Below are 15244 nucleotides of genomic sequence, written 5' to 3' on the forward strand. Positions count from 1 at the left end.
TTTCACGATTTTGCCAAAGTTGACGGGAATGGTTGCGGCGTTTGTGACGTGGTGGCTGTTCCTGAAGGGGTGTGGGTGTCGTGCCGCTTGAGGTGCCGGATTCCGCGGCTGGGTTTTTCAAGTGGTTTTATGGTGAGGAGTTTCCGGGGCTGTTGCCGGAGAAAATCGCGGCGTTTGGGTTCACGTTGGGTGCGGTGTCGGGTGGGCTGGAGCGTGCGGGTGGGGAGTTGAGGGCGGGAGCGCGGCGGATTCGTGGTGGGGTGGAGGGTTCGGCTGGTCGGGCGTTCGCGGATGCGGTGGCGGGTGTGGAGCGGTCGTTGCGGGTCGGGCCGGAGTTTTTGCGTACGGCGTCGGAATTGATGTTGAAGTTTGCGGCGACGTTGTTGTATGTGCAGGTCACGATTTTGGCGATCACGGCGTTGTTGTTGTTCGAGTTGCTGGTGGCGTTAAAACTGTTTTGGATCAATCCTTCGTTGTTGGCGCAGTGGGTGGCGAAGGGTCCGGTGGTGCGGCAGGCGATTTTCCAGTTGTTGTCGCGGACGGCGTCGCGGTCGGGGATGGACGCGATTTTCAACATGGTTTACGAGTTGTTGGTGGATGTGGTGGCGCAGTTGGCGTCGCGGGGGCGGAAGTATCAGCGGGGGTGGGACCGGGCGGCGACGGCGGACGCGGCGAAGTCGGCGGCGTGGGAGGTGTTGTTCGAGCAGGTGTATGCCAGGGGCCGTGGTGGTGTGCGGCGGTTCGCCGGGCCGGCGGTGGATCGGATGCGGCGGGTGCCGGCGGGTTCGGATGCGGCGGACACGGTGGTGGGTACGGCTGGTCGGGCGGTGGATCGGGGGTTGGCGGAGGGGTCGATCGAGGCGTTGGTGATGTTGGCGATGACCGGCCGGGTGGATATGTCGGCGTTGCACGGCGGGGTCGCGGGTGCGTTGAACAGTGTGTCGTTCGACGCGGTGAGGAAGGTCAGGGACCGGGTGGGACCGTCCCACCCGGACAATTCCACCACCGCCAACCCGGCACCGACCGCCGGCTGGACCCCCACGGCCGGCAACTCGGCCCCCACGGCTGAAGGCCCCATCCCCGTCGGCGGTCCGATCCCGGCTGGTGACCCGGCGTCCGTGGCCGGTGGGTCGGCACCGATGCCGGCTGCGGTCACCACGTCCGTGACGTCCACCGGCCTGTCCAGCCCGGATTCTCCTGCCATCTCGACCACTGCCGTTGGTTCGAGTGCTGCTGGTGGTTCGGGTGGTTCGACGGCTTCTCCGGTGGTGGTTGATGCTGCGGTGGGGTCGAGGCCGGTGCCTCGGGTGGTGCACCTGGTGGTGGCCGAGACTGGCCGGCTCGGTGCGGAGGATCGGGCCCGGGTCACGGCCTGGGTCGAGCACGCGCGGGCGGCTGGCTGGGACACGACGGTGTGGCTGGGTCCGGAGGCGGTCGAGGCGAACCCGGATCTTGTCGCGGGCAGCCTCAGCGGGCACGCAGTCACCGTCGGCCGGTTGGACGACCTGGTCGCGGGACCGTTCACCCCCCGGGCCGCTGCGGTGGTGTCGGAGATCGCCCGGTTGGCGGTGTTGGACCGTGTCGGTGGGATGGCGGTCGACCCGACCCGCGTCCCCCCGGACGGAGTACGGTTGCCCGAGGCGCCGCTGCTGGTCACCGGCCCGGCAGGCGTGCCCTACCTCGGGCCGGTGACCAGCGATTTGGCACAGCCGATCCCGCACACTGCCGGGTCACGACCGGATGTGATCGCCGCACCACCCGGCTCGCAGTTCCTGCGCCAGGTACGGGCCCAACTCCCACCACTGGCGGCGCTGCACACTCTCAACCCCGACGAACTCGACACGGTGACCCAGGCCCTGGCTCACGGCCAGCACATCACCCGGGTACTCGACCAGCACCCGCCGCAGGACAGCCCACGCATCCAGGACAACCGCACCACCAATCCCGCCGAAACCCCTGACCGGCCGGCCGGTCAGGATCGGGACGCCACCGAGTCGCCGGTGGAGCAGTCACCGGAGACGATCGCCGGGATGTCGCATGACGAGCTGTCCGCGGTGGTAGCGCCCTCCGACCGTCCTGCCGAGGTCCCGCCGTTGTGGCCGGTTCCGGCCAGGTGGCGTGGGGTTGCCGGCCGTCGACGGCAACTGGTGCCCTGGGTTGGCGACGGGTCGCGAAGCGCGTTTGGGCAGGCTGGTCGACTGACACCAGGGCATCGCCGACCGCTGCGCCCACCGGTACCGGCCGACCGTGCCCGGACGCGACGTAACGTCCGGGCCGGCTGGACGCAGAATCTGGGCCTGAGTAGCGGGCTACCTGGTGACGATCTCGCGACCCGGCAACTGTTCGGCCCGATACCACGTCAGGTCACGACCGTATTCATGTACCGCGGACCGGCCCCCGCCTCGACGCCGGTGCGAGGAACAATCCGTGCCGCCGCCGAGCGGAATCCGGAAAATCTGCGCCCGGTGAACATGCCTCCCATCCCTGGAGACGTCCAGCGGTGGTTGGTGAGCCGGCTGATGCGCTTCCTGAACTTCACTCAAAATCCCCCGCTCCAGCCCTCACCTCTCTCATGGCGAGTAACGGACAGCGACGGATTCCCTAGGATAGATGCGCAAGGCCATCCATTGGTGCGAAGAATTGGGCTGTCCTTTAAGCCTCCCCGCCAAGAGGATGTCGCTTCCCTCTGGTCAACCACCATTTTCGATGGGCGATACTCCCTCGAGATCGTTCCTGGCGGAGATTCATCGGGACGTGCGGAAAGAGCGATCCAATATGTGACTCGACGGCTGCCGTTCCCGATTGATGAGCGAACCTTCTTCATCGATGGCCACTCGAACCAGTACGATTTCTTCGTTGCGACGACGAACCGCCCCTCGCAGGGTCTCGTCTTAAGAGGATATCGGGCCGTTACCGGTGGACAACTCGCTCAACTGGTTCTAGAGAGCCCGCACTACCAGGCGGCCGTCAACACGCACGGCGACGAACTGCGAGTGGTGTTGGCTACATGTATCGCACTCCCCAATGCCGCGGAATTTGCCGAGGCGCTCGGACGCTCCGTCTGGGCCACCAACGGCGTCTTCATGGTTGGCAGGTTGGGCGAGCGGTATGGGATAGGGCTCCGGATGCGGGAAGGAGAGCCGGAACCAGCATTTTACTTCGTTGACCAATCCGGTCGATTGTTTCTGCCGAATGACGTGTCCGAGGAGGAATTCGAAAGGCGCGCGGCGAGTCTCGACAACGGCCTTCGTCGACGCTCGACCGAATATCAACGCTTGAGGGCCAACCGGAACATGCCTGGCCCCACCATCCGCATCGATGAGATCGACCTCCCCACAGAGACCGACAGCTTTGACGCCTTCGATCTGCCCACTCCTCTCTCCTCCACCTCGGTGATCGTCCCGCCGGCAGGCCCACATGTCGCCGTGGCATCACCCTCGGACACCTCGTTCGCGCCGCAGCTCTCCCCGTTGCCGCCAGTCTCTCCCCTTGCCCTGGACTTCCCGCGTCGTCCTTCCTGGGGACAGGCGTCGTCATCGTCGTCGTCATCGTCGTCATCGGCCGCGCAGCCTACGTGGCACCCGTCCCAGATCGATGCCTCAGAGCAGACTGGCTCTGCGAGCCCTGCGGGTCGGCTAGCCCCGAGCTTCCCTGGCGGGCAGCGAACGGCCGGCGCCGGCTCGAACCCGTTCACAGGCATGGTGCGGACCGACGACGCCATGATCAACGGTCTTCGCGCCGCTCTCCAGGACGCCCGGGCGCAGGGCGACGACAGCCTTGCCGAACAGCTTGAGAAACAACTCGCCACCTACCCCGAGGCGACATCCGGACCTCAGCACCCCTCGCAGGACGGCAGGCGCAGCCAGGACAACGACACCACCAGCCCCGCCGAAACCCTCAACCAGCACAATCCCACCGGCGTCCCGCCGCTGTGGCCGGTTCCAACCAGGTGGCGTGCCGTTGCCGCCGGTCGACGGCAACTGCTGCCCTGGATTGTCGACGGGTCGCGAAACGCGTTCGGGCAGACCGCGCGACTGACACCACCACGTCGCCGACCACTCCGCCCAGCCGTACCGGCCGATCGTGCCAGGATGCGACGTAACGTCCGGGCCGGCTGGACGCAGAATCTGGGCCTGAGTAGCGGGCTACCTGGTGACGATCTCGCGGCCCGGCAACTGTTTGGCCCGATACCACGTCAGGTCACGACCGTATTCATGTACCGCGGACCGGCCCCCACCTCGACCCCGATGCACGTCTCTCCGAGCGTGCGAGCAGCCGTCGAGGCAATCTATAACGCTTATGCCCAACAGAATCTACGAGTGGCAGCGGAGTCCCGCGAAATACTCACGAATGTGTTGCAGGAAACGGAAGGGAGAGGCCAGCACGACATCCGCGACGTGGGTATGCTCCTCCTTTATGCTTTTGTGCCGGTTGAGCGTGACGGTCAGACAGAGTTTGTCCCAATGTCCCTCACAGACCTCAGGAAAATCTTCAGCTTCTCGTCGGACTTCGTGGAGAAGTTGGCCGATCGGCCCCAGATCTTCCCGTTGGCCGTGTTCGACCCGGTCGCTATCGGAGAGCTGTTCGATAACTATCCCAACGTCCTGGACAAACTCGTGGAAAGGATGTCGGGCGACGGGTGGCTCTACTTCACGCCTGGCGAATCTCGACCGTTGTCATTCCTCTTCGAGGGTCAGAGGCAGCTCCTTGGGCAGCTCGAGCATAATGGATTCCTCCGAAATCTCTACCTGTATCCAGGCAGACTGAGTGCTCTGAGAAACCTTGGTCATTACTGGTCATTCGCTATTGATGTCATGCCCGACGAGGGCCTTGCCCGTTTGTTCCATCATCCAGTTGTGGGACCTGAGCTCGGGAAAGTTATCACCGCCCGATCCAAGGACGAAGCGAGAACCTTCTACAATCGACTCAGATTTGGTTATTCGCTGACGTCGGCCCTTTTGGAGCGAATCGACCACAGTGACGACGTGCGCGATGACGAAGGGACCTGGCGGCGCAAAGAGTACGAGTTCCTAGCAGACAACCCAGCCATCTTCAGTATTTCCCAGCGCTATCCCGTTTCGGTGCAGGCGATAGTGGCGATCCCGGGGATGGCGCGGGAGGTCGTGAACGACGAGAAGTTGGCTGCGGCGCTCAATCAGGGATACATCGCGGAGCTGCTCGCCGAGAATCCTCAGCTCGGTAAACGGTTGATCACCATGGGGTTGCTGAACGACGCGGTTCGGAATCCTCTCGTGGCGGAACTGTTGTCGCTGAACATCGCGCACTTCGACAATTTCTCTGACGAGGACCTGCCAGGCCAAATCCGGGAGCGGACGCGGCAGGACATGGGTGCACCGCAGCAGCCCTCCATGTTGCAGCGGCTGGTAGCCAAAGACGAGAACGCTCGCTGGGTAACGGCTGCCCTGGAGGCGCACCCAGTATTGGACACCTTGATTCAGGCAGAGCTCCGTCGCAAGGACCTGCGCACTTTGAATGCGCTCCGAAATTCCAAGGGGTTCAACCGGGCAAAGTTCCTCGCCGAGAACCCGGCCTTGCTGGATCAGCCGCACGAATATCGGTGGTGGTTGCGGGGCGTAACGGATGCCAGTTGGTGGGAGAAAATTGCGGCGTTGGCTCCGGAGCCACGGAAGAGGGTCCTGCCCCTCATTCTACGAAACTTCGACGCCCTGGGTGCCAAGCTATTGGACGAATCACATCAGAAGGGAGTGGGCGCAAACCCGGGACCGAGGTGGGCACGGCTCATTGCGGACGACCCACGTCGCGCGGAGGCGGTCCGTCGTAGCGGCGCTCTCCGGACGGCAATCGCTTCCGGCTTCAGCCTGGTGGCAGAAACCGTCCTGGAGGCCCACGTGCTCGACGCGATCGAGCGGGACGAAAAAATACTCGCCATCACTCGGTTCGAAGACTTCGCGTGGTATCAGGAATTGAAGGACGATCCGAAACTTGTCGAGTTGTTGGCGGCGGATTCCGGACCGCTTGTCGATCTCCTGTCCAAGGTCGAGCATCTCCGCAATTATCTGATGTCGAGGGGCCGTGGTCGGCATGAAACCCTGCGCACGTACGCCGAACTGCTGAACGACTGGACGCGTGCCGATCCAACGAGCTATTCGTACAGCGACTGGGAGGCGATAGTAGAGAACCCCTCACTGCTTTCCTACTTCTCGTCGAAACCGGATTTGTTCGCCTTGCTGGCCGAGCATCCTGACCTGTTGCACGTCCTCGTGCGGAAGGATCTGCCAAGCACCGACGAGGAGTTCAGATCATGGTTGGATGGGCCCTTCACCACCAGCGTCCAGCTTCGGTCAGCCGGTGACACGAGGTGGCTCGAGCCGATGTGGCGGGCGCTGGAGGAGCGCGAGACCCTGCGTTCGCCGGAGGGGCTCGACGTGCGCGGCAGGACACACTTTCTGAAGATCCTGCGCGACAGCGACGACGACCAGGCGGTTGAACTGGTGCACAGGCTGGTCGAGCTTGACGAGCTGGCCGGGGAGCCGAGGGCCGCCCGTGTGGACGAGCTTCTGCAACTTCGGCAGAAAGTGCGGGACCACGACCGGATCAATGCGTTGGCGAGGACCTCGGACGAACTGGTCATGGCGCTACTCAAGGAGCCCAACCTGCTGGAGGTGCTCCTGCTTCGCCCGAGGCTGCTCGACCTGATGGCCGCACCGTACGGCATCGCGCCCCTCCTGCACGATATGCCAGCGCTGTTTCTGGCCATGCGCGACAGTTATCACCTCTATATAACCTTTGTCGAGGATCCGAGCCTGCGCGACCAGCTTCACCGTCCGGACATCGCCCCTCTGGTCGCGAAGAACCCGTTCTGGATTCTTGTGCGGAGCACCCGTCGAGACATGCTGTCCGCGCTCGCATCCTCGGAAGCCAGTAGGGCTCTTCTGTGGGCAAGTCCGGCCGTGGTTGCCGCAGTGTTGACCCATGACCAGGCCGTGTGGCATGCAGGGCTGTCGGATCAGGGGTTCGTGCGTGCACTCCTGGACCGTGAAGAGTGGGTGCGCGCGGCAGCCTTGAGTGCACTGCCGCTGACAAGCCTTCTGGCGAGGAATACTCGGGAGGCCGCCTCCACCGTCGGAGAATCGGCCTCGATGCTGGACCGGTTGGAGTCCGCTCCCGCCGTGGCGGAAGCGCTACGCGACCACCGCCATTCGTTGTCCGAGTCCGAATATGAGAGTTTCTTTGAGGGAGGCTTGTTCGAGCAGTTGAGGATGCATCCCTCGTACGCGGCAAAGGCCTTTTCGTCGCCGGACGCCTTGCGTCTGCTGATCGCCGTGCCAAACCTCTCCGCTCTGATAGACGAGCGTCCGAATCTGCTTGACGTGGTGGTAGCCTCTTCAGCGCTGCGTAACCTGGTCAGCGGAAACCCCTCCCTCGCTGACTATTTCCGGCAGGAACCTGCCGTGTGGCTGTCGTTGTTGGCCCCCCTGCGGCAACGCGCTTGGTCGGCTCTGCTGAGCTTCCTGAACAGTGCACCCGGAAACGTCGAGCTGCTTGGACGCAACCCGGGACTGGTGTCTGCCCTGGCCCGCAGTCGTGCCGTTCTGGGCGTGGTCCAGAACGAGACACTGCGACCGGTCCTGGCAGCTAACCCGGACCTGACTGCAGTCCTTAACTCCCGTCGGGTGCGCGCGCTCATCAACGCCGAGGCTGCGTTCGCCACCGTGCGGACTGTTCCGGTGCTCGACCAGTCGACCTGGCCGATCGTGCTCGACGACCCCGAACTGTTGTCCCTCATCCGGTCCGACTCGGGATTTGGACGCACCCTCTTCACCGACGAAGCAATGGTGCAGTTGTATCTGCGGCACCGTAAAGACGGCTTCGTCCGGGTGGCGCGGTCACTGGTCGGCGGGCCCCGGCTTTCCGTCCAAGACCTGGCTCGGGAATTGGAAGCACGCGAGCCCGCGGGAGAGCCATCGGCCGGGGCAACACCGCCGTCGCGGTCGCCGGCACCGACAGTGGAGGTTGCCGCGAAGGAGTCGGCACCGCCCCAGCAGCCGCCGGGGACCAAGAGCGCGCTGGAGGAGCAGTACGCCGAACCGGATGCGCAGGAACTCCTGCAGGTGGTTGCCCGTAACACGCAGCTCAGGGACGCGTTCGTCGCCCATGCGGAGATTCCGTGGGTCCTGATCTTGTGGCCTGAACTCAAGGATGAACTTGATGTTGATCCTGAGCGGATCAACACCATCAGCTTCCACCACTTCCTGGACACCAGCGAACAGCGGGAGCAGCACAGCTTCGTGTCTGCGTTCCATGGATGGATGGAATCCATCGGCCTGGCACTGCCCGCTGAGGAACTCGGCCTGCGCGACGCCGCCCGAGTCACCTGGGAACAGGTCCAGCGCGCGCGTCATGAAGCACTCTCGCGAGCCGAGGAAGACGTTCGGAAGCGCTTCGGCAAGCTCAACCCGAGCAATCCCGCCACCTGGGAGGTCAGCGACGAAATTCTTTACGGAAACGGCTACGACGCCAGCATGTTCAGCTCGGACGAACTCAAGGTTCTTGAGGCCGCCCGGCAGGGCGAGGGAATCCGGGAAAGTGGAATTCGACTCAACCACGCCGCACACACCCATGGGGCCGCGCGCGGGCTGGGGGAGGTAAAAGGCATCAGCATGACCTGGGTCCTGCTAGCGGACGGCAGGGTGGCCCTCAAAGTCTACGGTGTCAGCAAAAGCAGATCCGCGAACAATTACCGGTGGGAGGGAGCATCCAAGAGTTTTGTGAAGGGCCCGTTGGAGATCGGTGTCATCGCAGATGATCCGGACCTGACGCGGTCTGTCCAACTGCTTCGCGATCGGCATCGGGTCGCCATGGCCCCAGCCGTCCCCAACCCACACCCGAGGCCGGTGGACCGGGAGGAGAACGTCAGGCGGACGCTCGTCGAGAGCCTGTCCGAGACCACCTCTGGAACCAAGAAGAAGAAGAAAAAGAAGAAGAAGGGCGCCACCGCAGCGGTCGACGACAGAGCATTGTCAGCTCCGCCTGGTGGCGAATCTGGCGGGTTGGCGTGGTGGCGTCCCGACGGTGTTGATCATGCATCTCCGGAACGGCTGCTGGCGTTGTTTGATCAGCGGTTTGGCTGGATTTCCCAGGTCAATGACGGGGGCGGGGAGCGGACGGCAGCCGTCGAGGGCGACGACGGCTGGTTGGCCAACTGCCTGCCTGCTGCGTACGCGGTCTATCTGACCTTGGCGGACGGGCGCCAGACGTTCGTGGCGCCGCCGGTGGGACGTGGTGAAGGCAGCCGGCCGGGTGACGAAGACGCGAGGGGACTGCCGACCGCTGATCTTGTTGCGTTCGCCAACGATTCCCGGGACGGGGTGGGTGCGGGCGCGGAGCCTCGCACACTGGTCGAGGTCGACGGTTTTGGTCCGGTGGCGGCTGCGGTGGGCGCCGCCGGACGCGGCGCGCAGGGTCTCGTTGTCGTCAGCGAGCCTGGGCAGGGGACGGGGCACGTCTTCAACGTCGTGGCTGACGACGACGGCGTCGTGTTTCTTGATGGTCAGGCAGGACGTCCGGCGCGACTTCCCGCGAACGGCACACGGATCTTTTTCATTGCGGCGGGGCCGGTGGACGTGACGGTGCCGGGGACACCGGTGACGATCGAGGGGGCCGTCACCCGCCTGGCGGGGCCGGCCACAGACAGCTCGAAGGCAATCGCCGAACGTCTGAAGCCCTTGCTGAATCATGTAGGGGCGGGAGCAGAGCCGGAACCCGGAGCCGATCTGATCGTGATGTCGGATGAGCGTGATCGGGTTTGGGTGGAAGTCCGTGTGCCGGGCCGGGTGGAGCCGGTGAGTCTTGGTTCCTCGCCCACCAGTTCGGTCCTCGATCCGTCCGCGAGAGTTCTGGCTGCGGTCCCGATCGACGTTTCCCGGCTCCGGGACGCTGTCGACTTCAGCCGCGAAAATTCCGAACTCTGGTCGCGCTCCCTACAGGGAGACGCCTCGGAGTTTGTGCGGAAATTCTCCTCGAAGGCTGTGGGTTCTGCGATCGTGCGGCTGACCCATAAGGCTTCCGCGGGTGAGTTCATTCGTACGATGCTGGAGCAGTCCAGCCGGACGTGGGCCGATGGGGAAAACCCTGTCACTGTGCTGGATGAGCAGGACCGCATCCTGCTCGCCGCCGCCGAGGCATCTCTGACATCGGATCCGGATCGGGCGCGGGTGCAGCGAGTGAGGAGCGAGGCCCGTGTCGAGGTGGCGTTGACCCACCAGCGCCCGCAGGCATCGATTACCGGAACACAACTGGCGCAGCTCAACCTGCTCGAATCATTCGCCACCATGATGGCAGCGGCAGAAATATCCCAGAACAGGGGTGCCGCGCGGGAGGTCTCGCAGCGGTTGGGCCAGAAATACGGCACACTGCGGGGATTCCAGTTGCCCCGTCAGCCTCCGCAGTCTGACACCAATGCCCCTCAACAGTCGGTGGAGACCTTCCTGGAAATGACGCGCCCGTTGCAGGACCACGCGCGGGAGCACCTGGATGATCCGACGAACAACATCGAGCTCGTGTTGATGGCCGCGCCACCACGCGTGTTTGCCCACGATGTCCCCTTCAGTCCAGGGCACGCAGTGGTGACCTTCAGCCTGCCGAACGGCAGACAGGTCACCCTGGGGTTCTATCCGGATCGGGGCCTGTTCGGGGCGCAGGGCAAAATAGGCGACGACACCAGCTACATCGCGGCTCCCCATGTCCGGGTGCTCGCCGCGTACAACATCGATGCGAAGCAGCTCGAGAGGGCGTATCGGTACGTCGCAAAGCGTTTTGAATCCGATTACCACCTGCTGAAGAGCAATTGCGTGGTTTTCGCGGTCGATACTATCGCCGCGGCGCTGGGCCGTCCTCTCTCCGATCGAAAGATCACCACGCCGAAGGACCTGATCGACACACTCAGCTCCAAATCGAACTGGGCTTGGGCGGATGGCAGCAGTAAGGAGCGGGTGCATCTGCGCGAGCCGCATCGGGAAGAGTTGGCATCGGCCCAGAGGCTTCTTGACCTGGTGGGAAAGCGTACCGAAAGATACGACGAGATCTTCGGTAGGGCGAAGCTCCGGGTGGCCGTCGACCACCAACGCCCGCTGGTCACGCACTGGATTACCCCGCGGCAAACAAGCCAGCTCGAGATGCTGGAGGCGTTCACCACGATGGTGGCCGCCGAACTGCACGTATCGGGGGAGATCAGGGCCGCGCAACTCTCACGTGAGCTGGGCCTTGCGTACGGCACACTCCGCCATCCGGACACCGGCGGCGATCCGGCTGTCTTCGAGGTGCCGGAGCAGTCAGACCCGCTGCGTTCACCGAGACTCGTGGAAGAGCAAGGACTGTCAGTCACTGGGCCGCTGGCCACGACCAGGCCTGCTCCCCTCTCCTTGATGCAGGGAGTCCTCGATGCACCTGGAGAGGCCATTTTCAGCGCCACCGGGGAGTTCCACTCACCTGCGGCTGGTGCGGGCCGTAGTAGCGCTGGCGTCGGCTCGTCGTATCCGGCTGATCCGGCCTTTGACCAGGGGGGCGGCACCGAGTGGGGCGACCGTCGAGTAGGTCGGGGCGACTCTGTCTTTGTGCAGGAGATTGCGGGCAACGCGTCTGCTGCGGATATCGGCTCGTGGTTTCCGTGGTTGTCGCGGGTCAACCCGGGCCTCCCGGAGGGGGACCACGAGGAACCGTTCGGGACGAACTGTGTCATCGCCGCGATCGCGACGGCCATCTCGCTGCGCGAGGGAGAGGGGTATCAGGCGAGTGGTACGGAGGCGTTGCCGGCCGAATATCTGTTGAACTATCAGCGCCAGCAGTTGGGGCTGGCGGATGATGCTCCGGGGCTGGTGTGGCGGGTGCCCGACATCGATGCGGTGCGGGATGCGTTCGAGGCCGCCGAGGTGGGGGCGCAGGGCCTGGTGGTGGTGCGCGCGCGGGTGCCGTCCGCGTCCGGCTTCGTCACCCACGTGTTCAACGGGGTGCGGCACAGCTTGGGTGGGAGTCTCCTGTTGGACGGCCAGCTGGGCGGCCCGGCCCGCATGCCGGTGCCGAACGATGTGATCAGCATCGATTTCCTTCCGTTGACGCCGGGTGTTCCGATCCCAGTAGGTTCGCAGCGGGCGTCCGGGCTGGAGGGAGAGGCGACCGGCTGGGGCCCACTCAAACCGGACGAGGTCGATGACATCGTTCGCAAGGAGACCGATCATGCGCTCGCGCTGCTGAGCGGCACCTATAACACGGTCAAGGCAGAGGCCAGGGAGCAATGGCAGCTCATCTCGGCCGTCGTGAACCAGTCCGATCTCCTCCAACGTCGGAACATCGCCGCCGGGGCCTCATGGACACTGCCGGGAATGAGGCGGCTGGCCGGACTTCTCGTTCACCCCGATCCCGACATTCGCCGGGCCACCGAACAAACCCTGAGTCAGCTGCTCCCTACGGAATTACTGGCCGACGGCTGGTTTGACCGAGTCCTCAACGACGCGCGGATCAATCGGTTCGTCGAGGAGTTCGCACTGCTGCATCCCGCCGGGACGGCACCGTCCCCCGCGCGGACAGGACGACAGAACCAAGTGCTCGACCAGCGTTTCGTCGAGATGTTCCGGTACGCCCTGGCGAGGTCATCGGACGGAGTGGACCGGACGTCGAAGGATCGTTTCGTCGGCTTGCTGGGTCTACTGACAAGCGTCAGCCACGAGCTGCGTCATGAGGCGCCTGAGCTGGCGGGGGATCTGCATGCCGTCGCCGACGCCGTAGCGTCGTACGACAGCACGCTCGCGGAGACCAGTCGCCTTGTCGATCTGGTCAACTGGGCGTCGGTGCGCAAACTCAGCGATCTGCTCGGCGAGGCGCTGAACCACCCCGACGTGCTGTCGGCGCCGGCCGATGGAAGCGATGGGCTGTCACAGAGTCTCCGGATCGCGCTGACCGCCCTGACGTATCTGCACGTTCCGTTCCACGAAACAGGAGTCATCTCCGACACTGCCCGGCGGCATCGCTTCGAGCAGGCCCTCAGTGACGCCCACGAGCGGCTACAACGGACCACAGACCCGTACTACGTGCAGTTGCGTGAGTCGGTACAGGAAGTGTGGGGCCTGCTTCAGGTGCTGCGCAGCGGGGCCCTCACCCAGACCGGCCGGCGTGGCCGCCGGAAGGGCCCCACCGAGGAGGGAAGCGGTCACCATCCGGCCCCAACGCCGGTCACGGCACCTCAGGCTCTGCCCACCGGTTCCAGAGCGGAGGTCGCGCCGTGGGAGGGTGACCAAGCCTCTCCGTCGGAGACTGCGGCCGATGCCATCGGCCCCGCCCAGCCCGTGTCGGGCGGCCGGAAGGACACCGCGCGCCGGAACCCAGCCCGCTCGCTGTTCATTCACGTGCTGCACAGAATTGCCGGCAGCTTCTCTGGCGAACGTCCGGAGACCCGACCCCGCGTGCAGCAGACCGTTACGGTGTTCGACGACGACGGGAACGTCCAATGGTCGCAGGACGACGCGAGCGAACCGCCCGCATTCAACGAATATGTGTCGGCGGACGCCCCCTTCGCCAACATTATCGAGCGGTCTGCCCGGCCGGTGTTGGGGTTGGCGGATCTGCGGCGGGGCTACCCGGCCTCTCCGGGAAATCCCTATGTCGGGATGGGCAACCGCCAACTGGTTGAGCCTCGGCGGGATGTGCAAGCCTGGGCGCGGGCGAGTCTCGGGGTGTTGCCGTACCATCCGGTCGGGTCCATTTGGGATGCCGCGTCGGTTGAGATGTACCGGCGGTTGGCTGATGTCACGTCTCTGTTGCCGCAGTGGGATCGCATCACGCCGGATTGCCCGTCTCGGGTTGATGCTGTGCTGACTGGTCTGGCGTTGTCCGCCGTTGCCCGGGACGATGCCATGGACGACGTCGACGTGGTGGCGAGGCGGCTGGGCGGGGTCTTCGGTCGGGCTGCGTTGGGCGGTCTGGTCGCGTTGGGCCCGGGCTCGGTGACCGTTGTTCGGGTGGATCGGCCGAACATGCCCCGGCATCTGGTTCTGGTGGCCCGCCTGCCTAACGGTCGGCTTGTGCTGATCGAGACACAGGCTGAGCCGGGGCGCCGGTTGGTCGGGTTTGAGTTGCCGGAGCCAAACATGCCGGGCAGCACTCTTCCGGCGGTGCTGCGAGGGCCGGTGCAACTGGTCCTTGACGGCTCGGGTCGGCTGCGGCAGGTGGATCTGACTGATGTGGACGGGCCGGTCGCGCGTGTCAGCCGGGACGCCGTGGATGGCTCGTTGGTCGATGTGCTGTTGGAAGCGCCGAGCACACGCTGGACCGGAATGGCGACGCACGACGCGCCTGGAGGGCCATCTGGTGTCGATCAGTCTCGGTTGAGGGTTGTCGAGGCCGGTGGTGCAGGGTGGTGCCTGCTCAACTCGGCGATCCTGTCCGCGCCCGATGCGTTCTCGGCGTTGGTGGCGTCGACCGCGGCCGAGGAGTCGCGGTGGCTGGCCGGTGTCTCGGACCGGCTGGCTAAACCCGGTGGCGTTGACGCGGTGGTGGTCGATCCCTCCCTGGGGCGGGCCGCGACGGCCGTCGTTGAGCGTGTCGCGGCCTTGCTACGGACCTCGTCGGATCCCACGCTCGGGCGCGTGGCGATCCTCAACCACCGGCACCAAATGGCGCATGGGCAGGGTTGGCAGACGGATTTCGACAGCGATGTCAGCCACGACGAGCGTATGGCTCTCGCCGACAGCGTTGCCAATTGGGAAAGCACGTGGGCCAGCGCATATGGCGACGACTACCCTCACCTTCTTGCGGACGTGGTGGGCAGGCCATTGGTTGTCGGCTCCGCCGATCCCGATGGAAACACCCGGACACACGTTTACGAAGGAACGCGGACCGGCACGCCGATACATGTATGGCGACAAGGGCCAGCCCACTATCAGGCATGGATTCCAGCGGAGGGGACGTTCGATCGTCCGGAGTTGTCGTACGCGGGGGTGGGGCTCTTCATTGTTGATGAAGAGAATTCGGTGGGAAAGGTGTTCGTTGATGTCAGCGGTGAGATGAAGTGGCGCACCACGGCGTCGGTGGGCAACGTGGTCGTGTTGCGGGCGTTGCTGACGGCTCAGGGAAAGCCTGTTTCGAAGAAACAGCTCGACATAGCTCTTCGCGCACGCCAGTCGAAAACGGTAGCGCGCGGTGCTGTTGGCCACCTTAAAGAATGGCTGGAGAGTAGTTTTGGTGCGGGGGTCAGTGGCAAGGTTTTTCGTGC

General features: G+C 64.6%; 1 protein-coding gene. It reads left to right on the top strand.

Features of this window, described 5'->3' with window-relative positions:
* Nucleotides 1–80 precede the first annotated feature (80 nt).
* On the top strand, nucleotides 81–15244 hold a 15164-nt coding region (locus Vqi01_RS07675; protein ID WP_239098247.1), incomplete at its 3' end, for a toxin glutamine deamidase domain-containing protein.

The sequence above is a fragment of the Micromonospora qiuiae genome (assembly GCF_016863555.1).
In the GTDB taxonomy this organism is placed as follows: domain Bacteria; phylum Actinomycetota; class Actinomycetes; order Mycobacteriales; family Micromonosporaceae; genus Micromonospora; species Micromonospora qiuiae.